The sequence below is a fragment of the Streptomyces sp. WMMB 714 genome (assembly GCF_900090125.1).
GTDB classification, from domain to species: domain Bacteria; phylum Actinomycetota; class Actinomycetes; order Streptomycetales; family Streptomycetaceae; genus Streptomyces; species Streptomyces daqingensis.
This window is the reverse complement of record NZ_FMHJ01000004.1, coordinates 210703-232433: the sequence shown is the minus strand read 5'-3', so window position 1 is coordinate 232433 and position 21731 is coordinate 210703. Positions and strand designations below refer to the sequence as shown.

Here is a 21731-nt window from a genome sequence, read left to right as displayed (position 1 = left end):
CTCGACGCGGAGCGGCCGGCGGTGGAAGAAGTGACTGTGGCAGCCATGTCAGCGGCCCTCCTCGGCGGTGTCGGCGAAGGACGCGAGGTACTCCGCGAACTGGGCGCGCTCCTCGTCGACGAGCGCGTGCCCGTCCGCGTAGACGTTCTCGAAGATCGCCATGGTGTCCGGGTCCGGCATGCTGCGGATGGCCTCCCGCACGTGCTTGCCCATGGCCTCGCTCTCCTCCTCGATCCCGGCGAAGAAGCCGGGATCGGCCAGGCCGTCCTTCTCCAGGTACGTGCGGAGCCGGGAGATGGGGTCCTTGGCCTCCCACTCCGCGCGCTCCTCGTCGCGGCGGTAGCGCGTCGGGTCGTCCGAGGTGGTGTGGGCGCCCATCCGGTAGGTGAATGCCTCGACCAGCATGGGCCCTTCGCCGCTGCGCGCCCGCTCGACGGCGGCGCGGGTGACGGCGAGGCAGGCCAGCACGTCGTTGCCGTCCACCCGCACGCCCGGGAAGCCGAAGCCGCTGGCGCGCTGGTAGATCGGGACGCGCGACTGGCGCTCCGTCGGCTCCGAGATGGCCCACTGGTTGTTCTGGCAGAAGAAGACGACCGGGGCGTTGTAGACCGCGGAGAAGGTGAAGGCCTCGGCCACGTCGCCCTGCGAGGAGGCGCCGTCGCCGAAGTAGGCGATGACGGCCGAGTCGGCGCCGTCCAGGTTGACGCCCATCGCGTAGCCGGTGGCGTGCAGGGCCTGGGAGCCGATGACGATCGTGTAGAGGTGGAAGTTGTTGCTGTTGGGGTCCCAGCCGCCGTTGTTCACACCGCGGAACATGCCCAGCAGGTTCGTCGGGTCCACGCCGCGGCACCAGGCGACGCCGTGCTCGCGGTACGTGGGGAAGACGTAGTCGTCGTCGCGCAGTGCGCGGCCGGAACCGATCTGCGCCGCCTCCTGGCCCAGCAGCGAAGCCCACAGGCCGAGTTCGCCCTGGCGCTGGAGAGAGGTCGCCTCGGCGTCGAAGCGCCGGGTGAGGACCATGTCGCGGTAGAGGCCGCGCAGTTCCTCGGCAGTCAGGTCGATGGAGTAGTCGGGGTGCTCGACCCGCTCACCCTCCGGTGTCAGCAGCTGCACCAGCTCGGGACCGGCGGTCACGGCGGTGGCGCCGGACTTCCCGGGAGCCGCGTTGCGCGCCGAAGCGCCCGTCCTGGCACCGGACTTGGCCTTGGCCGGCTTGGCCGACCCGGCCGGCTTCGCCGACTTGGCCGGCTTGGCTGTCTTCGCCGCTTTGGAAGACCCCGGCTTGGAAGACGCCGACTTGGTGCTCTTGGCCGCCTTCGCGGCCGGCGTGCGAGTACCGCTGGGCGCCGCGCCGTTACCGGACGCGCCGGTGGTACCCGTCGTGCTGCCGGCGGCGCTCTGAGCGGACGCCGTCTTCTTCGTCGCGCGCTTGCCTCCGGTGCCGCTGCGGCGCGGTTTGCTGCGCGCGGCAGTGCTCTCCACGGTCACGTGTGCTCCTCTTCTGTCCGGCCTCCGGGGTCGCCGGCGGCCTGGGGGTCCCCCGCCCGTCGGGCGGAGGGAGGCTCGCCCGGTCCCGTACGGCGCACGGGGTGGGTGCGGCACGGACGCGACCGAGCGGTGACTGATCTCTCGGTTGAGGCCCGCTGAAGCCCTGCCCAGACCTCCATACATGCATGAAGCTGCCCTGACCTGCAACTTTGCTCGGAGTTCCAACTAAACGCATTTGAAAGCCCGACCAAGCCGGAGAGTCAGGGACATCACTGGTCACGGCCCCGCGGGCCTCATAGTCCCCTGCACGTTATCCCGCGGCTCCAGAGTGCGGGAAGGGCAGAGCGCGGACCAGTATGTGAGACTGAAAAAATGGAAGAAATAGCACAAATAACCGTCTTCCTGCTCGACGATCATGAGGTGATCCGCCGGGGCGTGGCCGAGATGCTCTCGGCCGAACCCGGCATCGTGGTGATCGGCGAGGCCGACAACGCCGCGGACGCGCTGGAACTCATCCCCCGCCTCTCGCCCGACGTGGCGGTGCTCGACGTCCGGCTGCCCGACGGCAGCGGCATCGAGGTCTGCCGCGAGCTGCGCTCCCGGCACCACGACATCGCCTGCCTGATCCTCACCTCGTTCTCGGACGAGGAGGCGCTGATCCACGCGGTGCTGTCCGGAGCGTCCGGCTACGTGCTGAAGGGGATCCGCGGCAAGGAGCTGCAGAACGCCGTACGGGACGCCGCCGCCGGGAAGGTCCTGCTGCCGCCCGCCGCCGCGCACCGGGTCGTGGAGCGGCTGCGCACGGGCCGCACCGGCAGTGCGGAGCGGGACCGCCTCGCGGCCCTCACCGATCAGGAGCGCCGGATCCTGGACCTGATTGCCGACGGGCTGACCAACCGGGCCATCGGCACCGAGCTCCATCTCGCCGAGAAGACCGTCAAGAACTACGTCTCCCAGCTCCTGGCGAAGCTGGGAATGGAGCGCCGGACACAGGCCGCGGCCTACCTCACCCGGCTGCGCGCCGGGCGGGACGAACCCGCCTGACCGCCTGCGCAGGTGCGTCCGTACGCGTGAGGGGTTGCCCGGAGGACCGGACCTGGGGCGCAGGTCCGTGACGCCGGTGCTCCATGACGCCTAGTGCTCCGCCGGGTGAGTGGCTCAGTCCTCGGGGCCGCCGCCACCGGAGGTGCCGGTGCCGCCGTTCTCGCCGCCGCCCTGGTCGTTGCCGCCGGCCCCGTCGCTCGGGGTCGGGTCGTCCGTCGGGTCGTCGGGACCGCCCGGGCCGCCGTTGCCGTTGCCGCCGTTGCCTTCGGAGTCGGACTCGCTCGGGGTGTCGGACGGCTCCTCCGAGGGGGAGGTCTCCGTCTCGCTCGGCGCCGTCTCGGACGGCGTCTGCGAGGGAGTCACGTCACCGGTGTCGCCCGTGCTGGTGCCCGGGTCCTCCTCGGTCTCCGTCGGCGAGGAGGTCGGCTCGTCGGTGGTCTCCTTGTCCTTGGGCTCCGTGGTCGAACTGTCCGGCTTGACGTCGTTCTTGTCGCCGCCCTGGTTCATCGTGGCCACGTAGTAGATGCCCATGGCGACGGCGATCACGGCGAGGAACGCGATGAGCGCGTACTTGAAGCCCCCGCCGCCGCGGCGGTCGCCACGCTGTCCGCCCTCGAAGCCGCCGTCGTCCCGGTCGGGGCGGCCCATCAGCATCGGCGGTGCGAGCTGCGAGGTGTCGCCGTGGCCGGGGTGCTGCCGCGCGTCCGCGCCGGGCACGCCCATGGCGGGCGTGGTGCCGCCGCCGTGCGCGACCGGGCCGGTGTTCCACATGCCGCCGCTGTGGCCGCCCTGCTCCTGCAGCATCTGCAGGGCGTACTGCGCGAGGCCGCGCATCTCCTCGGCGCTCTGGAACCTGTCGTCGGGGTCCTTGGCCAGCGCACGCATCACCAGGCCGTCCAGCTCGGGCGGGACGACGTCGGAGACCTCCGACGGCAGCGCCGCCTCGTCCTGCACGTGCTGGTAGACGACGGAGAGCGGCGTCTCGCCGGTGAAGGGGGGCCTGAGGGTGAGCAGTTCGTAGAGCAGGCAGCCCGTCGCGTACAGGTCGGAGCGGATGTCTACGGTCTTGCCCAGGGCCTGCTCGGGCGAGAGGTACTGCGGCGTGCCCATCACCATGCCCGTCTGCGTCATGGTGTTGGACGCACCGTGCAGGGCGCGGGCGATGCCGAAGTCCATCACCTTGACCGCGCCGGAGTTGGTGATGATGACGTTGGCGGGCTTGATGTCGCGGTGCACGATGCCGTGCTGGTGGCTGTAGGCCAGGGCCTCCAGGACGCCCGAGACGATGATCAGCGCCTGGTCGGGCGGCGGCGCCTCCGCGTTCAGCAGCAGGTCGCGGATCGTACGGCCCTCGACGAGCTCCATCACGATGTACGGCGTGACGTTGCCGCCGACGGTCTCTTCGCCGGAGTCGTAGACAGCGACCACGGAGTGGTGGTTCAGCCCGGCCACGGACTGCGCCTCGCGCGTGAAGCGGGCCTTGGAGACCGGGTCCTCGGCGAGGTCGGAGCGGAGCAGCTTGACCGCGACCGTGCGGCCGAGACGCAGGTCCTCCGCGGCGTAGACCTCCGCCATGCCGCCCCGTCCGAGGCGGTGCGAGAGGCGGTAGCGGCCGTCGCCGACAAGGCCGCTGTTGCCCCACAGCTCCGGCGAATCGGCCATCGAGCCGCCCATGGCGTCGGGGTCGGGACCCCCGCCGGCCTGCGTCTGTGCCATCTGTCCTCGCCGTGGATCGAATGCCGTGAGTCGCGCGGTTGCGTCTCCCCCTGGCAGTCACCTGCACCGGCCGTGCACCCGGCTCACCGGGCGCGCGCCGGGGACGCCCCGCTCCGCATTGGAGGCTACAGGCTCAGGGGAGTTACATGGATGGGGCGAACAGCCATCCAAGCGGTCGCGGTGCCCGGCTGGCAAGTTCGCAGGCGGCGGCCGCACGGCTGGATTCCGGCCTTCCGCCGCCCCTCCGCGGGGGCCGGACGCCGCGTCTGCCCGCATCTCCGGAGATGCTGTGACCGGACCCTCTTTCGGGGCGGTGTGAATTCGACCAAGGTGCCACAGTTGTGGCACAGGTTGCGCGCCCGGTGTTACGGAACGGGCACTGAGCTTGACGTGACGGGGCCCTCCGGCAGACTTGGGCGAGAACCAGGATCATCGGAGACCGGGGCTGGAAATCTGCCCTGAAAAACCTGTGCGGGGGGCGCGCCGCCCGAGGGGGAGCAGCAGAGATGAGCGACGACGGCGGAAACGCCGCACAGTACGTGGGCCGTGCGGTCGGCAACGGCCGTTTCCAGCTGCAGAGTCTGCTCGGGGCCGGTGGCATGGCGGCGGTCTACCTCGCCCACGACTCCGTTCTCGACCGCCAGGTCGCGGTCAAGACCCTGCACACCGAGCTCGGCCGCGAGCAGTCATTCCGCGAACGCTTCCGCCGTGAAGCGCAGTCTGTCGCGAAACTCACACACACCAACATCGTCTCGGTCTTCGACTCCGGCGAGGACGAACTGGACGGCACGCTCGTCCCGTACATCGTCATGGAGTACGTCGAGGGCAAGCCGCTGCGCAACGTCCTGGACGAGGACATCGCGCAGTTCGGCGCCATGCCGACCGAGAAGGCGCTGAAGATCACCGGCGACGTGCTCGCGGCGCTGGACGTCAGCCACGAGATGGGCCTGGTGCACCGCGACATCAAGCCCGGCAACGTGATGATCACCAAGCGCGGCGTGGTCAAGGTCATGGACTTCGGCATCGCGCGGGCGATGCAGTCGGGCGTGACGTCGATGACGCAGACCGGCATGGTCGTCGGCACTCCGCAGTACCTCTCGCCCGAGCAGGCGCTGGGCCGCGGTGTGGACGCGCGCTCGGACCTCTACTCGGTCGGCATCATGCTCTTCGAGCTGCTGACGGGCCGGCTGCCCTTCGACGCCGACTCCCCGCTGGCCATCGCCTACGCGCACGTCCAGGAGGACGCGCCGATCCCCTCCTCGATCAACCAGTCGGTGCCGGCGGCGGTGGACGCCCTGGTGGCGCGGACGCTGAAGAAGAACCCCAACGAGCGCTTCCCGACTGCCGAATCGATGCGGGAGGAGTGCGCGCGCATCGGCGGTTCAGGTGCGGCGTCGGGCACCTCGCCGATCATCGTGAGCGGTGGGCCGAGGGCCCAGAGCGGCGCCGGCGTCGGCCAGGCCGTCTTCCCGCCGGTCAGCGACTCGGGGACGCCGCCGCCCCCCGGCCAGCAGCCCTACCAGCACCAGTACGGCGGCTTCGGGCCGTCCACGCCTCCGCCGCCCGGGCAGACGCCGATGGGGCAGTACGCCCAGCCCGTCGCTGCCTTCGGCCAGCCGGGCGGGGCCTCGCACACCCCGCCGCCGTACACGCTCTCTCCCACCGCGCCGGGAGGCGGCGGCGGACGCAAGAGCAACGCCGGCGTGATCGTCGGGTCGCTGGTCGCGGTGCTCGTGGCGGTCATCGCGGTGAGCTTCGCCGTGCTGATCCCGGAGGACGACGAGGACCCGACTCCCACGGGCGGCGACACCATCACGACGTCGCCGACCGCCGAGGAGCCACTGGACCCGGAGCCGTCGGAGGCCACGGACAGCGGCGGCAGCGACCACGGCGACGGCTTCAAGCCGGAGGACAAGTCCAAGACGATCGACTCGACGCGGTGCACGCGGGCGACCGACAGCTACTCCGACGAGGGCAAGAAGATCCTTCCGGACTTCACGTACAAGAACCTCGCGTCGGTGAAGAAGTGCATCAGCAGCGCCGGCTGGAAGCTCGACGACATCGAGTACGAGGACGAGAACCTGTGGGGCAAGAACACCGTCCTGCAGCAGTCCCCCGACGGCATCGACTCGTTCGACCCGAAGAAGGACAAGATCGAGCTGACGGTCTCCACCGGCAAGCCCGCGGAGTGACCACCCCGGCCCCCGGCTGAGCCCGGGGGCCGCTCGGCAGTGAAGCGCTCAGGCGCCCGTACGCATCAACTCAGGTGTACGGGCGCCTTCTTGTGCCTGGAGGGCCGGAGCATGCCGCGGTTGCCCGCAACAGCGGCGGCGCTCCAAGTCGCAGGGCCTGCGGGCCCCTGCCCCTTGCAGCGCCGCACGCTGCTCGCATGCCGCGACGTGCTTCAGGCCGTGTCTACGCCTGCCGCCGGACCTCCACGGTGCGGAAGCGGTCGGAGACGAACGCGCCGTCGCACAGGGCCGCGTTCGCGGCGGGGTTGCCGCCGGAGCCGTGGAAGTCGGAGAAGGCGGCCGTCTGGTTCACGTACACGCCGCCCGTGAGGTTCAGCGACAGCTGCGCGCACTCGTCCAGGCAGGCGTCCTCGATCATCCGCTCCACGTCCGGCGACGTGGTGTACGCCCCGACCGTCATCGCGCCCTTCTCGCGGACCGTCCGCCGCAGCAGCGCGACGGCGTCGGCCGTGGAGTCGACGGCGACCGCGAAGGAGACCGGGCCGAAGAACTCCGAGAAGCAGACGTCCTCCGAACCGGGCTTTCCCGCCTCCAGTTTGACGATGACGGGCGTGCGCACCGTCGCCCCCGGGAAGTCCGGGTGCTCCACCGTCCGCGATTCGAGGGCCACTTCGCCCAGCGACGGGGCCGACTCGACCCGCTCACGGACCTGCTGGTTGACGATCGCGCCCAGCAGGGCGTTCGCCCGGGCGTCGTCGCCGAGCAACTTGCCCACCGCGGCGGCCAGATCGGCCACGAACTCGTCGTAGCTCTTCTCGCCCGCGTCCGTGGAGATACCGCCGCGGGGGATGAGCAGGTTCTGCGGGGTGGTGCACATCTGGCCGCTGTAGAGCGACAGGGAGAAGGCGAGGTTGCCGAGCATCCCCTTGTAGTCGTCGGTGGAGTCGATGACGACCGTGTTGACCCCGGCCTTCTCGGTGAAGACGCGGGCCTGGTGGGCGTTGTTCTCCAGCCAGTCGCCGAACTCGGTGGAGCCGGTGTAGTCGATGATGCGGACCTCCGGCCGCAGAGCCAGCTCCTTGGCGATGCCCTCGTCGTCGCGCTCGGCCGCCAGTGCCACCAGGTTCGCGTCGAACCCGGCTTCCCTGAGCACGTCACGCGCGATGCGGACGGTGAGCGCCAGGGGGAGCACCGCACGCGGGTGCGGCTTGACGAGGACGGGGTTGCCGGTGGCCAGGGACGCGAAGAAGCCCGGGTAGCCGTTCCAGGTGGGGAAGGTGTTGCAGCCGATGAGCAGGGAGACGCCGCGGCCCACGGGCGTGAAGTGCTTGCTCAGGTTCAGGGGGTCGCGCTTGCCCTGCGGCTTCGACCAGTCCGCGGAGCCCGGGGTGCGGACCTGCTCCGCGTAGGCGTAGGCGACGGCCTCCATGCCGCGGTCCTGGGCGTGCGGCCCGCCCGCCTGGAGCGCCATCATGAACGCCTGGCCGCTGGTGTGCATCACCGCGTGCGCGAACTCGTGCGTACGGGCGCTGATCCTCGCCAGGATCTCCAGGCATACCGCGGCCCGCACCTCCGGCCCCGCCGCACGCCAGGAAGGCATCGCCTCCCGCATCGCGGGAAGCAGCACGTCCAGATCGGGACGCGGGTACTCGATGCCCATCTCCAGGCCGTACGGCGAGACCTCCGTCGCCGTCCAGCCGCCTTCCGGGCCCGCACCGGGCTGCCCCTCGATCTCGAAGCGGCCGCCGCGCAGCGCGTCGAAGGCGGCCTGCCCCTGCCCGGCGCTCAGCGAGCCCTCCGGGGCTCCCTCGACGCCCTCGCCGTACGCCTTCGGGTGCTCGGGGTGCGGCGACCAGTACTCCCTGGTCCGGATCGCCTCCAGCGCGCGGTCGAGTGTGGGACGGTGCCTCTCCGTCAGCTCGACCGCGGAGAGCGCAGCGTCACTGGACGTGGTGACAGGTGTGGTCACGGGTGCGGTCACGAACGACCAACTCCTCGTCGGACTGGATGGCTGGGGCTGTCGGACTTACGGCGACACGTAGATACTGCTACCGAACGATCGGTCGGGGCAAGGGGGGCCGGAGAGCCTGTGGATAACCTGGATAGCATCGGCGCCATGCCGGCCAAGCGCGACACCTACACGCCCGATTCGCTCCTGAAGGTCGCCGTGGAGGTGTTCATCGAGCGCGGCTACGACGGCACGTCCATGGAGCACCTCTCCCGGGCCGCGGGGATCTCCAAGTCCTCGATCTACCACCACGTCCGCGGCAAGGAGGAGCTGCTGCGCCGGGCGATAAGCCGCGCGCTGAACGGGCTCTTCGGCGTCCTGGACGAACCGCGCGCACGCGAGGGCCGCGCCGTCGACCGGCTCGAACACGTCACGCGCCGCACCGTCGAGGTGCTGATGGCCGAGCTTCCGTACGTGACGCTGCTGCTGAGGGTCCGCGGCAACACCGACACCGAGCGCTGGGCCATGGCGCGCCGCCGCGAGTTCGACCAGCGGGTCTCGGAGCTGCTGAAGCAGGCGGTGGCGGACGGCGACCTGCGCTCCGACGTCGACGTGCGGCTGGCGACGCGGCTGCTTTTCGGGATGATCAACTCCGTCGTGGAGTGGTACCGCCCCGGCCGGGCGGGCCGGAACGGCTCGGCCACCAGCGACGAGGTCGCGGAGGCCGTCGTGCTCACGGCCTTCGCCGGCCTGCGGAGCTGAGCCGGCGCCGGCGCTCCCGGACGGGCGGGACTTCCGGGACTGCCGGGACAGGACGGGACTGCCGGGACAGGATGGGGCTTCCGGAACCGGCGGGACTGCCGGAACCGGCTGCGACCGCCGCCGAAGGCCGGGTTTCACCCCGCGTGCCCGGGCCCGTCACGCTCTTACGGGCGGGGAGCGTCCACGAGCACGCCTGGGTTGAGGACTCCGGCCGGGTCGAGGACCGACTTGGCCGCCCGCAGCGCGAGCGCGAAGGGCTCGGGCCGCTGCCGGTCGTAGCCCGGGCGGTGGTCCCTGCCGACGGCGTGGTGGTGCGTGACGGTGGCGCCGTGCCGGGTGAGCGTCTCCATGGCGGCCGTCTTGATCTCGTCCCACATGGCGATCTCGCTGCCCCGGCGCCCGGTGGCGATCACCGTGAAGTACGGGGCAGGGCCGTCCGGATAGACGTGCGTGAAGCGGCAGTTGACCATGCCGGGCCGCCCCGTGACCTCCTCGACGGCGGCGCCGACGCCGGTCCGTACCTCCTCGATGAGCGCCGGCGCCCGGTCCCAGGTGCAGGCGGTCTCGAACGTCTCGGTGATCGCGCTCATCCGCGCCAGCCCGTCCCGTACGTAGGGCATCCGCAGGAACGCGGACCGCCACGCGCCGACGGCGCCCTCCGGGCCTCCCGTGCCGCGGCCCTCGGCGCCCTGGGACGTACGGACGAGCCCGCCGTGGTCGGCTGCGATCCCGGTCAGCTCCGCGAGCCGCTCGCCGACCGGCCTGTGTGCCGACTCCACGCCGAGCACCAGCACGCTCGTCCCGTCGTCGGCGACGCCGGACACGGCGGCCTCCCCGGGGTCGAGGAGCCGGCAGTTGGCGGGCTGGAGCCCGGACTGCGCGATGGCGCGCACCGCTTCGGCGGCGGCGTCGAAGCCGGTGAACGACACGGATGCCGACGCCTTGTGCACGGGACGGTCCTGCAGCCGCATCCACGCCTCGGTGATCACCCCGAGGGCGCCCTCGGAGCCGAGGAAGAGGCGGTCCGGTGAGGGACCGGCCCCGGACCCGGGCAGCCGCCGGGACTCGGAGACGCCGGCGGGCGTCACCACGCGCAACGACTCGACCAGGTCGTCGATGTGCTGGTACTGCGTCGCGTAGTGCCCGCCCGCACGGGTGGCGAGCCAGCCGCCCAGCGTCGAGAACTCGAAGCTCTGCGGGAAGTGCCGCAGCGTCAGCCCGGACCCGCCGTCCGCGCCCGGCCCGCCGGTGATCTCCCGGAGCTGGGCCTCCAGGGCGGGACCGAGGACGCCCGCCTGGACGCGCGCCGCCCTGCTGACGGTGTCGACCTCCAGGACGCGGTCCATCGCGGACAGGTCGAGGGTGAGCACCGCGGCGTGGGAGTCCCCGCGGTACTCGACGCCGCCGACCACCGAGCTGCCACCGCCGTAGGGGATCGCCGCCACGTTCCGCGAGCCCGCCCAGTCGAGCAGGTCCACGAGCTCCGTCTCGGTCCGCGGGAAGGCGACCAGGTCGGGCGCCGCCGCGAGGTCGCCGCGGAGCGCGCGGACGACGTCGCGGTAGGCCTTGCCGTAGGTGTGGCCGGCCCGCACCGCCGGGTCGTCGGTCACCAGGCGGGCGAGCCCCGCGGGAGGGCGCACCCGCGGCGGCGCGAGTGCGAGGCCGCGGACGTCCGGGACGGGCAGCGGCGTCGAGGACAGCCCCGGCAGGAGGGCCGCGAGTCCGGCGCACTCGCTGTCGGGGAGCGCTCTGTCCGTACGTCCCCAGCCCCACCAGGAACGGGTGCTGCCGGACGGGGGAGTGGTCGTCGCCATGGAGGGCCTTTCGCGCCGCGGACCCGTCAAGTTACTGGAGAGTTGCCCGCGAGGGGAGGGGCGGGCGGCTCGCGGTGCGGATCCCGGGCCGTCAGATCTCCGGTTCGAGGTCCGTCTCCTCGAAGACCAGCAGCGTCCTGGTGCTGATCACCTCGGGGATCGACTGGATGCGGGTCAGCACCAGGTCCCGCAGCGACCTGTTGTCGGCGGTGTGCACCAGCAGCAGCACGTCGAAGTCCCCGCTGACCAGCGCCATGTGCGCGGCGCCCGGCAGCCTCAGCAGCTGCTCGCGGACGCTGCGCCAGGAGTCCTGCACGATCTTCAGAGTGATGTACGCGGACGCGCCCTGGCCGGCGCGCTCCTCGTCGATCCTCGCGCTGAAGCCGCGGATGACGCCGTCGTCCACGAGCCGGTTGATGCGGGCGTACGCGTTGGCGCGCGACACGTGCACCTGGTCCGCGAGGGCCCGTACGGACATCCGCCCGTCCGCACGCAGGAGACGCAGGATGTTCCGGTCGACCGGATCGAGGGGCCGCGCCGGGGGTCTCGTCTCCAGCGACGGCTGCGGCAGCGGCTGCGGCAGCGGACGGAAGGACTCCCCCTCCGGCTGCTGCGGGGGCTGCTCCGGGCGTTGCTCCGAGGACTGCTGCCGGGGCTGCTGCGGTGGCTGAGGGATCTGCTCCCTGCCGTCGCGGCCGCCGGCCTGCCCGGCGCCCGGGCCGGGACCGCCGTCGCCGCCGGGGGCGCTGGACGTGTTGGCAATCTGTCCGTCCGGCATGCCCGGTGGCCTCCCCTCGCTGGACGTCCTGCTCCCATCGAACGTTCACACGCTCAAGTTGTCCACAGGCTGGGGCCGCCTGTGGCCAAAACGCCCCGGCGACCGAACAATCGGTAGGGGAGCCGACCGCTTCCCTGTCGTTCCGTGCCCACCAGCCACCCCCACGAGGAGGTGCTCGTCGTGACGGTCCTCGAGCAGTCCGGGTCCTACCACCTGGCCCCGCCCCCGGCCTGGCGTCCTCGCCGTGACCCCGCCCCGCTCCTGCCCGACCAGGAGCCCTACCGGCTGCTCGGCACCGGGGCGCAGCTCGACGGCGACCTGCTGCTGGAGCTCTACGGCCGGCTGGTGCGCGGACGCCGCTACAACCAGCAGGCCACGGCCCTGACCAAGCAGGGCCGGCTCGCCGTCTACCCCTCCTCGACCGGCCAGGAGGCCGCGGAGGTCGCCGCGGCCCTGGCGCTGCGCGAGCAGGACTGGCTCTTCCCGAGCTACCGGGACACCCTGGCCGCCGTCGCCCGGGGCCTGGACCCGGTGGAGGTGCTGTCGCTGCTCAGGGGTGACTGGCACAACGGATACGACCCGCGCGCCGGCCGCGTGGCCCCCCTCAGCACGCCGCTCGCCACCCAGCTTCCGCACGCGGTGGGCCTGGCGCACGCCGCCCGCCTCAAGGGCGACGACGTCGTGGCGCTCGCGATGGTCGGCGACGGCGGCACCAGCGAGGGGGACTTCCACGAGGCGCTGAACTTCGCCGCGGTCTGGCAGGCCCCCGTCGTGTTCCTCGTGCAGAACAACGGCTTCGCGATCTCCGTACCGCTGGCGAAGCAGACCGCGGCGCCGAGCCTCGCCCACAAGGGCGTGGGCTACGGCATGCCGGGGCGGCTGGTCGACGGCAACGACGCGGCGGCCGTCCACCAGGTGCTCGGCGAGGCGGTCGAGCGCGCCCGCCGTGGCGAGGGCCCCTCCCTGGTCGAGGCGGTGACGTACCGGGTGGACGCGCACACCAACGCCGACGACGCCACCCGCTACCGCGAGGCCGCCGAGGTCGAGGCCTGGCGTGAGCACGACCCGGTGGCGCTGATGGAGCGTGAACTGCGCTCCCGGGAGCTGCTGGACGACGAGGGCGCGCGGCAGGCCGCCGAAGCGGCCGAGGCGATGGCACGGGATATGCGCGAACGCATGAACCGGGATCCGGAGTTGCAGCCGATGGAGCTTTTCGACCACGTCTTCGAGCACCGCACGCCGCAGCTGGAGCAGCAGGCCCGGCAGCTCCGCGCCGAACTCGACGCCGAACACGACGCGTCAGCGGCCCCAAGCACCGCTGACCGCTCCGGAAGCACGAGGGGGAACTCCTGATGGGTACGGCGACGGGCGCATCGGTGAACGCCGGAACCGGCGGCGAGGCGGCGCCGGCGGCCGAGGCGCAGCGGCCCCCGGCGGCACGCAAGCCGTCGACCATGGCGCAGGCCCTCAACCGCGCGCTGCGGGACTCCCTCGCGGAGGACCCGTCCGTACACGTGCTCGGTGAGGACGTGGGCGCGCTCGGCGGTGTCTTCCGCGTGACGGACGGCCTGACGAAGGAGTTCGGCGAGGACCGCTGCACGGACACCCCGCTCGCGGAGGCCGGGATCCTCGGCACCGCCGTGGGCATGGCGATGTACGGGCTGCGGCCGGTCGTCGAGATGCAGTTCGACGCGTTCGCCTACCCGGCCTTCGAGCAGCTCGTCTCGCACGTCTCCCGCATGCGCAACCGCACGCGCGGCCGGCTGCCCATGCCGATCACGGTGCGCGTGCCCTACGGCGGCGGCATCGGCGGCGTCGAGCACCACAGCGACTCGTCCGAGGCGTACTACATGGCGACGCCCGGGCTGCACGTCGTCACGCCGGCGACGGTCGCCGACGCCTACGGGCTGCTGCGCCGCTCCATCGCCAGCGACGACCCGGTGCTCTTCCTGGAGCCCAAGCGGCTCTACTGGAGCAAGGCCGACTGGTCGCCGGAGCAGCCGGAGAGCGTGCCGGAGATCGGGCGGGCGTGCGTCCGCCGGGCGGGCACGTCGGCGACGCTCGTCACGTACGGGCCGTCGCTCCCCGTCTGCCTGGAGGCCGCCGAGGCCGCGGCGCGGGACGAGGGCTGGGACCTGGAGGTCGTCGACCTGCGGTCGCTCGTGCCCTTCGACGAGGAGACCGTGGTGGAGTCGGTGCGCCGCACGGGCCGCGCCGTGGTCGTCCACGAGTCGGCGGGGTTCGCCGGCCCGGGCGGGGAGCTGGCGGCCCGCATCGGCGAACGCTGCTTCCACTACCTGGAGGCGCCCGTGCTCCGCGTATCGGGCTTCGACATCCCCTATCCGCCGCCGATGCTGGAGAAGCATCATCTTCCCGACGTGGACCGGATTCTCGACGCGGTCTCCCGGCTGCAGTGGGAGAGCGAATGGCGGGGGGGGGGGGCGCCCGAGGGAGGGGTGCGCTGATGGCGTCCGTACGCGAGTTCAACCTGCCCGACCTGGGCGAGGGGCTGACGGAGGCGACGGTCGTGCGGTGGATGGTCGCCGTCGGCGACGTCGTGGCCGTCGACCAGCCGGTGGTCGAGGTCGAGACGGCGAAGGCGCTGGTGGAGGTGCCCTGCCCGTACGGCGGCGTGGTCACCGCCCGCTACGGCGACGAGGGCGCGGAGCTTCCCGTCGGGGCGCCCCTGCTCTCGGTGGCCGTCGGGGCTTCCGAGGAGGCGGGGGCGAACGGTGCCGCCGGGAGCGCCGGTCCCGCCGGATCCAAGTCCGCCGCCGACGGCTCGGAGGGCTCGGACGGTTCCGGAAACGTGCTGGTCGGTTACGGCACGGCGGGCTCCGCCGGCCGCCGCCGCCGAACCCGTCCCGTCGACGGCTTCCACCTGGCGGACGGGAAGGCACGCGGCGGCGTGGGCACCGCGCTTCCGGCGTCGCCGCCCGCGCAGGCCGAGCCGCCCGCGAAGACTGCACAGGCCGCACAGGCCGCGCCCGTCGAACCGTCCCACCCGACGCCCCGGCAGGGCCCCGTCGCCGTCATCTCACCGCTCGTGCGGCGTCTCGCACGGGAGCACGGCCTCGACCTGCGCGGCATCCCGGGTTCCGGCCCGGAGGGCCTGATCCTGCGCGCGGACGTCGAGCGCGCCGCCCGCTCCCGCGCCGACGCGGCTCCGGTGGCATACGGCACGGCGGACGGCACAGCAGCGGGCGCGGCCGGAGCCGCACCGCAGCAGGCCGCGCAGACGACCGGCCGGGCGCCCACCCGCATTCCGCTCACCGGTTTCCGCGGCACGGTCGCCGACAAGCTCTCCCGGAGCCGCCGCGAGATCCCCGACGCGACCTGCTGGGTCGACGCGGACGCGACGGAGCTGCTCGCCGCACGCCGCGCCATGAACGACCACGGCGCGGCCCACGGCACCGGCAAGGTCTCGCTGCTGGCGCTCCTGGCCCGCGTCTGCACGGCCGCGCTCTCCCGCTTCCCCGAGCTGAACTCCACGGTCGACACCGACGCCCGGGAAGTCCTCCGCCACCCGGACGTGCACGTCGGCTTCGCCGCCCAGACGCCCCGCGGGCTCGTCGTCCCCGTGGTGCGGGACGCCCACGCCCTCGACGCGGACGGGCTGACGGCGGAGATGTCCCGGCTGACGGAGTCGGCCCGTCAGGGCACCCTCACGCCCAGGGAGATGACGGGAGGCACCTTCACCCTGAACAACTACGGGGTCTTCGGTGTGGACGGCTCGACGCCGATCATCAACCACCCCGAGTCCGCGATGCTCGGCGTCGGGCGCATCACGGAGAAGCCGTGGGTGGTGGACGGGCAGCTGGCCGTACGCCACGTGGTGCAGCTGTCGCTCACCTTCGACCACCGGGTGTGCGACGGAGGCACGGCGGGCGGGTTCCTGCGGTACGTGGCGGACTGCGTGGAACACCCGGCGGTGCTGCTCCGTACGCTCTAGGCGTGACATCCGACGTCCCCACCGGCAGTCCGCGCCCCCAGGGCGCCCGCCCCGAGGACGGGAGGGGTTCCCCCCGCGGGAACGCCCCCGTCCGCAGACACGACGCCGTCGTCCTCGCCGGCGGCGGCGCCAGGCGTCTCGGCGGCGCCGACAAGCCCGCCGTGACCGTAGGCGGCAGGCCGCTGCTCGACCGCGTCCTGTCGGCGTGCGCGGACGCGACGGCCACGGTCGTCGTCGGCCCGCGCAGGCCGACGCCGCGGCCGGTGACGTGGGTGCGCGAGGAGCCGCCGGGCGGCGGCCCCCTCGCGGCGCTCGACGCGGGACTGCGGCACACCACCGAGCCGCTGGTCCTCGTCCTCTCCGCGGACCTGCCGTTCCTGCGCGAGGAGACCGTCCGGACGCTGCTGGCCGGGGTCGACGCCGAGCCCGGGCCCTGGCCGGGAGGCGGCGGCGCGGAACGTGCGCAGAGTGCGGCGCGGGCCGCGGACGCGGCGCGGGCGGAGGACGCGGGGGACGAGCTCGCGGGCTGCGAAGGGGCCCTCGTCGACGACGGCCGCGACCAGCCCCTCCTCGCCGCCTACCGCGCCGAATCGCTCCGCCGTGAACTGGCGCTGCTGCACACCGAGTACGGAAGTCTCCACGGTCTCCCCTTGCGGCTTCTCCTTCCTGAGCTGAGACTTCGTCGCGTACGCGCGTCGTCCGACACATCCGACGCCCTCGACTGCGACACCTGGGACGACGTCGCCGCCGCGAGGGCACGCATCAGGGAGCGTGACACCGTGCTGGACGAGTGGATGACCGCCGCGAAGGCCGAACTCGGCGTCGAACTCGACGTCGACACCGCCATGCTCCTGGACCTGGCCCGCGACGCCGCCCACGGCGTGGCCCGCCCGGCCGCACCCCTGACGACCTTCCTCGTGGGCTACGCGGCTGCCATGCGGGGCGGTTCGGCGCAGGACGTCGCGGAAGCTTCCCGCAAAGCCGTGCAGCTCGCCGCGCGTTGGGCGGCCGAGGCGGAGGAAGCAGGACCGGCCGGGGAAGCCGACGGCGGCCGATGAGCGGTTCCGACGAGCTCGACGAGGCGCTGGCGCTGGCCAACGACTCCGCACGCCGGCGCGACGCCACCGCGCGAGCCGGCGCCTCGGCGCGCGCGGCAGGCACGCCCGGCCCGGCGGGGACATCCGCGACGGCGGGTCGTTCGTCCCCTGCGCCCGGCGGCTGCCACGGCGGACCGGGCGGACGCCCCGCCGGGGAATCCGGACGCGGCGGCGGGACCCGCCGCACAGCACCCGGGGGCGAGCGCGACGCCCACGCGCACGACCTCCCCTGGCCCGACGCCCGTACGTACGCCTCCCGCGTCGCCGGCCCCCTGCCGTCGTGCACCCTCCCCCTGGGCCAGGCGCTGAACCACACGCTCGCGGCGCCTCTCGACGCCCTCACCGACCTGCCTTCCTTCGACACCTCGGCCATGGACGGCTGGGCCGTCTCCGGCCCCGGCCCGTGGGAACTCGCCAAAGGGGAACGCCCCGACGGCCACGGCCTCCTCGCCGGCGACCGGCGCCGCCCGCGCACCCTGCCCGACGGGCGCGCCGTCCGCATCGCGACGGGAGCGCGCGTACCGCCGGGCGCGAGCGCGGTGCTGCGCCGCGAGCACGGCGAGCTCGACGGGACCCGGCTGCGCGCCACGCACAGGCCGCAGCCCGGTGCGGACGTCCGTCCACGCGGCCAGGAGTGCCGCTCGGGGGACCGCCTGCTGCCCGCCGGGACCTCCGTCACCCCCGCCGTACTGGGCCTGGCGGCCGCCGCCGGGTACGACCGGCTCACCGTCACCGGACGTCCTCGTGCCGAAGTCCTCGTGCTGGGCGACGAGTTGCTGCACAAGGGCGTCCCCCGTGACGGGCGCATCCGCGACGCGCTCGGGCCGATGGTCGAGCCGTGGCTCACGGCGCTCGGCGCGGACGTCCTGGTCACCAGGCGGCTCGGCGACGACGCCGAAGCGCTCCACGAGGCGGTGTCCACGACCACGGCCGACGTCCTCGTCACCACGGGCGGCACCGCGCGCGGCCCCGTCGACCACCTGCGCCCCACCCTCGCCCGTGCGAACGCGCGCCTCCTCGTCGAGGGCGTGCAGGTCCGGCCCGGACATCCCATGCTGCTGGCGCGCCTCCCCGCGGGGCGCGGCAGCCGGCAGCCGGACGGCTCGGGCCCGTACCTCGTGGGCCTGCCGGGGAACCCGCTCGCCGCGCTCTCCGGGCTGATGACGCTCGCGGCGCCGCTGATCCGCACGCTCGCGGACCGCCCCGCCGGGACGCCGCCGTCCGCTCCGCTCAGCGACGGAGTGCAGGGCCATCCGCGCGACACCAGGCTCGTGCCGGTCGTCCACTCACCGGAGCAGTCACACGCCCGTCCGCTGCTCTACAACGGGCCGGCCATGCTGCGCGGCATCGCCACCGCGACCGCGCTGGCCGTCGTACCGCCCGGTGGGGCGACCGCCGGGTCGCGGGTTTCGCTGCTGCCGCTCCCCTGGCACGGCTGGTGAGTAACGTACTCACGTGACAGACCAGTACCGCGTTCTGCTGCCCCGCTCCGAGGTCAGCCCCCAACTCCAGGTCGGCAGACGGCTTCTGGCCGCGTTCCTGGTGCTGGCGTCGACCGTCCTCATCGTCTACTTCGACCGCGGCGGCTACCACGACAACGCAGACGAGAGCGTCAGCTTCCTCGACTGCGTCTACTACACGACCGTCACGCTCTCCACGACGGGATACGGCGACATCGCCCCCGTCAGCGACGGGGCACGCATCGCGAACATCCTGCTCGTCACGCCGCTCCGAGTCCTCTTCCTGATCATCCTCATCGGCACCACGCTCGAGGCGCTCACGGACCGCACCCGCGAGCAGTGGCGCCTGTCCCGCTGGAGGTCCCAGTTGCGCGACCACACCGTCGTCGTCGGCTTCGGCACGAAGGGCCGTTCTGCGGCTCAGACGCTGCTCTCCACCGGTGTCGGCCGGGACCGGATAGTGGTGATCGACCCCAACCACCACGTGGCGAAGGCCGCGAACGACGAGGGCTACGTGAGCGTCGCGGGCGACGCCACCCGCAGCGACGTCCTCGCCCGCGCCGAGGTGCGGCGCGCCAAGCAGATCGTCATCGCGACGCAGCGCGACGACACCGCCGTGCTCGTGACGCTGACCGCGCGTCAGCTCAACCCGCGCCTCAAGATCGTCGCCGCGGTGCGGGAGGAGGAGAACGTGCCGCTGCTGCGCCAGTCCGGCGCCGACTCGGTCATCACCAGCGCGAGCGCTGCGGGACGCCTCCTCGGCCTCTCCGTGCTGAGCCCGCACGCCAGCTCCGTCATGGAGGACCTCATCCAGCAGGGCTCCGGGCTCAGCCTCAACGAACGCCCCGTCACCAAGGCCGAGGTGGGCCGCGCTCCGAGGGAGTGCAAGGACCTCGTGGTGACGGTCGTCCGGGGCCACAGGCTCCTCGGCTACGACAACCCCGAAGCCGATCCGCTGCAGTCCACCGACCGGATCGTGGTGATCCACCGGTCCTCCACGCCGCATCCCGGCGGCCCCACCTCCGGCTCCGATCCGACGCACAGCGGGACGGGCGGAACGGGAGGCCCCGGGGGGCCGGGCGGCGCGGGCGGCGTCGGGTTCTGGCGGAAGGAGCGCGGCGGAGGCAGGTGACGAGCCCTCGACGCACCCGGCCGTCCGCCGCCGGGCCCGCTCCGTACCCGGCCCGCCGGCTGCGCGGCGCATGCGCACAGGGCGGTTCCGGACGGACGGCCGGTACGGCTCTCGCGCCGGGCACGGGGCGGCAGTTGCGGTCCGGGCGGACGGACGGGCGCCGGAAGTGCCCAGCGGGGCGGTGCCGTTCGGCGGCGGCCTGGGAGTAGCGTCGGCCCCATGGGTACGTCCAATTCCACGATGCACGCCGTCACCATCCCCGAACCCGGCGGACCCGACGCCCTCGTATGGGCCGAGGTCCCCGCCCCCGAACCGGCCGAGGGCGAGGTGCTCGTCGAGGTCGCGGCGAGCGCCGTGAACCGCGCCGACCTGCTGCAGCGGCAGGGCTTCTACGACCCCCCGCCCGGCGCCTCCCCGTATCCCGGACTCGAGTGCTCCGGGCGCATCACGGCGCTCGGCCCGGGGGTCAGCACGTGGGCGGTCGGCGACGAGGTCTGCGCGCTGCTCGGCGGCGGTGGCTACGCCGAGCAGGTCGCCGTCCCCACCGGCCAGCTCCTGCCCGTCCCGGACGGCATCGACCTGACGACGGCCGCGTCGCTGCCCGAGGTGACCAGCACGATCTGGTCGAACGTCTTTATGGTCGCTCACCTCCGTCCCGGCGAGACCCTTCTCGTCCACGGCGGCGGCAGCGGCATCGGAACCATGGCGATCCAGCTGGCGAAGGCGGTCGGCGCACGGGTCGCGGTGACCGCCGGCAGCAAGGAGAAGCTCGACCGGTGCGCCGAGCTCGGCGCCGACATCCTGATCAACTACCGCGAGCAGGACTTCGTCGAGGAGCTTCGGGCCGCCACCGACGGACAGGGCGCCGACGTCATCCTCGACATCATCGGGGCCAAGTACCTGGAGAAGAACGTCAAGGCCCTCGCCTTCAACGGCCGCCTCGCGATCATCGGCTTGCAGGGCGGCGTGAAGGGCGAACTCAACCTGGGCGCGCTGCTGTCCAAGCGGGCGGCGGTGACCGCGACTTCGCTGCGTGCCCGCCCGGCTGCCGAGAAGGCGGCCATCGTCGCGGCCGTGAAGGAGCACGTCTGGCCGCTGCTGGCCGACGGGCGCGTGAAGCCGGTGGTCGACCGCACGCTGCCGATGAGCCGGGCCGCCGACGCCCACCGTGCGCTGGAGGAGAGCAGCCACATCGGCAAGATCCTGCTGACCTCGCAACCGGAGTCGTAGCAGACCCCGCACCGACCCTCCCGGATGCCGGTTTTGTCCAACTATGTAACGCTGATTGCATTATTGGACCACCGTCCCGGGAGGGTCTCTGCCGTGAGGCACGGACGCCACAAACTCCGCGCGACCGCCCTGCTGCCCTGTGCAGTCGTACTGCTGGTCACGCCCCTCACCAGCGCGGCGTCCGCACCGCACAGGCAGCCGCAGCCCGGCGGACCGGCGCGCTCCGCGGACGTCGGCCGGGTCGTCGCGGACGCCGCCGGTTCCGTGCGGGCGGGCACCGGCGCCGTGCGTGACGAGGACCGCCTCGCCGGAATCCGGGGGCTGGTGAGCGAGGCGGGGTCCGTGGCGGGAGCGCCCGTCCTCACCACCCGGTCCGCGCAGCGGTCCGTCACCGCCGTCTCCGGGATCCGGGAGGCGGAGAAGTCGCCGGACGACGACGGCACTTCGGCCCCGTCCCCCCAGGGCGGACGTCAGCACGGCCGGGCCGAACAGGGCAGCCCGCCGGCCGGGGACTCCCAGGAGGGCTCCCGCCGGCCGGACCCGCCCTCCGGCTCGTCCGCGTCATCGGGCTCCTCCGCGTCCTCCGGCTCGTCCGGCTCATCCGGCTCCGTGCGAACGCCCGGCACGGACCCGCACTCCTCGTCCCCGCGCCCCCACCACAGCGGGGGGACCGCGGGCGGCCGCCACGACGCCCGCGACCGCCCCCCGGAGGCGGGCCGTCCGGACGGCGAGCCCGGGCCGGACAGGTCGCACGGCCGCGCGGAACGCCGGGCGGACTCCGGCCGGGAAGCGGCTTCGAAGGGCGGCGGCCACGAGGACGGCGACCACGGGCCCGGGCACCGCAAGCGGAACGGGCACGACTGGGACACCAGCGTCGAGGGCGGCGTATTCGGCGACGGTGACGGTGACGCCGACGTGCCGGGTCGCGGCCCGGAAGGGGACGCACCGGGCGGCACGGAGCAGGAGGCGGGGTCACCGGCCGCGCACAGGGTCTCCCCCGTCCTCCCGCTGGGCGCCGGGCTGACTTCCATCGGCCTCGGACTGGGCCTGCTCGCGCTGAGACTGCGCCGCGGATGACGGCCGCCCCCGTGTTCGGACCTCGGTCCCGCCCGCCGGCA

16 protein-coding genes are annotated in these 21731 nt (G+C 73.2%); 11 read left to right on the top strand and 5 right to left on the bottom strand.

Translation table 11 applies throughout. The annotated features are described in order from the left end of the window. Positions 1-48: 48 nt before the first annotated feature. Positions 49-1488: a pyruvate dehydrogenase (acetyl-transferring) E1 component subunit alpha gene (pdhA, locus tag H181DRAFT_RS08760; protein WP_045863710.1), complete on the bottom strand. Its 1440-nt coding sequence runs from the start codon at positions 1486-1488 to the stop codon at positions 49-51. Positions 1489-1860: 372 nt separating this feature from the next. Between pdhA (H181DRAFT_RS08760) and H181DRAFT_RS08755 the strand changes: the two genes are divergently transcribed. Beyond that, on the top strand, positions 1861-2532 hold the full coding sequence (locus H181DRAFT_RS08755; RefSeq protein WP_045863709.1) for a response regulator: 672 nt from the start codon (positions 1861-1863) through the stop codon (positions 2530-2532). 114 nt (positions 2533-2646) lie between these two features. Here H181DRAFT_RS08755 and H181DRAFT_RS08750 read toward each other — a convergent pair whose 3' ends face one another. Continuing rightward, complete coding sequence (locus H181DRAFT_RS08750) at positions 2647-4248, bottom strand: protein kinase domain-containing protein (RefSeq protein WP_045863708.1); 1602 nt, start codon at positions 4246-4248, stop codon at positions 2647-2649. Between the two features lie 506 nt (positions 4249-4754). Here H181DRAFT_RS08750 and H181DRAFT_RS08745 point away from each other — a divergent pair. Beyond that, positions 4755-6440 carry a protein kinase domain-containing protein gene (locus H181DRAFT_RS08745; protein ID WP_045863707.1) on the top strand — a complete coding sequence of 562 codons (1686 nt, stop codon included), beginning with the start codon at positions 4755-4757 and terminating at the stop codon, positions 6438-6440. A 223-nt stretch (positions 6441-6663) separates the two neighbouring features. On the opposite strand, the gene paaN is transcribed toward H181DRAFT_RS08745, so the two are convergent. Then, positions 6664-8409: a phenylacetic acid degradation protein PaaN gene (gene paaN / locus H181DRAFT_RS08740; protein WP_045863963.1), complete on the bottom strand. Its 1746-nt coding sequence runs from the start codon at positions 8407-8409 to the stop codon at positions 6664-6666. Between the two features lie 147 nt (positions 8410-8556). Between paaN and H181DRAFT_RS08735 the strand changes: the two genes are divergently transcribed. Continuing rightward, complete coding sequence (locus tag H181DRAFT_RS08735; protein ID WP_045863706.1) at positions 8557-9150, top strand: TetR/AcrR family transcriptional regulator; 594 nt, start codon at positions 8557-8559, stop codon at positions 9148-9150. Between the two features lie 164 nt (positions 9151-9314). On the opposite strand, the gene H181DRAFT_RS08730 is transcribed toward H181DRAFT_RS08735, so the two are convergent. Next, positions 9315-10964: an FAD-binding oxidoreductase gene (locus H181DRAFT_RS08730; RefSeq protein ID WP_045863705.1), complete on the bottom strand. Its 1650-nt coding sequence runs from the start codon at positions 10962-10964 to the stop codon at positions 9315-9317. A gap of 91 nt (positions 10965-11055) precedes the next feature. After that, the gene (locus tag H181DRAFT_RS08725; protein ID WP_045863962.1) at positions 11056-11547 is read right to left on the bottom strand and encodes an Lrp/AsnC family transcriptional regulator; all 492 of its coding nucleotides are present in this window, start codon (positions 11545-11547) and stop codon (positions 11056-11058) included. A gap of 375 nt (positions 11548-11922) precedes the next feature. Here H181DRAFT_RS08725 and pdhA (H181DRAFT_RS08720) point away from each other — a divergent pair, with 375 nt between their 5' ends. The 8 genes from pdhA (H181DRAFT_RS08720) to H181DRAFT_RS08685 all read left to right on the top strand — a co-directional run bounded on the left by pdhA (H181DRAFT_RS08720) (position 11923) and on the right by H181DRAFT_RS08685 (position 21690). Beyond that, positions 11923-13095 carry a pyruvate dehydrogenase (acetyl-transferring) E1 component subunit alpha gene (gene pdhA, locus H181DRAFT_RS08720; RefSeq protein ID WP_045863961.1) on the top strand — a complete coding sequence of 391 codons (1173 nt, stop codon included), beginning with the start codon at positions 11923-11925 and terminating at the stop codon, positions 13093-13095. Positions 13096-13196: 101 nt separating this feature from the next. Then, positions 13197-14207, top strand: a complete 1011-nt coding sequence (locus H181DRAFT_RS08715) for an alpha-ketoacid dehydrogenase subunit beta (RefSeq protein WP_045863960.1) — start codon at positions 13197-13199, stop codon at positions 14205-14207. Then, entirely contained in the window at positions 14207-15694 is a 1488-nt protein-coding gene (locus H181DRAFT_RS08710; RefSeq protein ID WP_045863704.1) for a dihydrolipoamide acetyltransferase family protein, read from the top strand. The genes H181DRAFT_RS08715 and H181DRAFT_RS08710 overlap by 1 nt, the downstream gene beginning before the upstream one ends. Positions 15695-15696: 2 nt before the next feature. Beyond that, a complete protein-coding gene (locus H181DRAFT_RS08705) occupies positions 15697-16752 on the top strand; it encodes an NTP transferase domain-containing protein (RefSeq protein WP_074467779.1) in 1056 nt (351 codons plus the stop codon). Beyond that, positions 16749-18233, top strand: coding sequence for a molybdopterin molybdotransferase MoeA (locus H181DRAFT_RS08700; protein WP_045863703.1), 1485 nt, complete (start codon positions 16749-16751; stop codon positions 18231-18233). Before H181DRAFT_RS08705 ends, H181DRAFT_RS08700 begins: the two co-directional genes overlap by 4 nt. 13 nt (positions 18234-18246) lie before the next feature. Beyond that, a complete protein-coding gene (locus H181DRAFT_RS08695) occupies positions 18247-19383 on the top strand; it encodes a potassium channel family protein (RefSeq protein WP_078895600.1) in 1137 nt (378 codons plus the stop codon). Between the two features lie 240 nt (positions 19384-19623). Further along, complete coding sequence (locus H181DRAFT_RS08690) at positions 19624-20613, top strand: NAD(P)H-quinone oxidoreductase (protein WP_045863957.1); 990 nt, start codon at positions 19624-19626, stop codon at positions 20611-20613. A 93-nt stretch (positions 20614-20706) separates the two neighbouring features. Next, positions 20707-21690: a hypothetical protein gene (locus H181DRAFT_RS08685; RefSeq protein WP_045863702.1), complete on the top strand. Its 984-nt coding sequence runs from the start codon at positions 20707-20709 to the stop codon at positions 21688-21690. Positions 21691-21731: the final 41 nt, after the last annotated feature.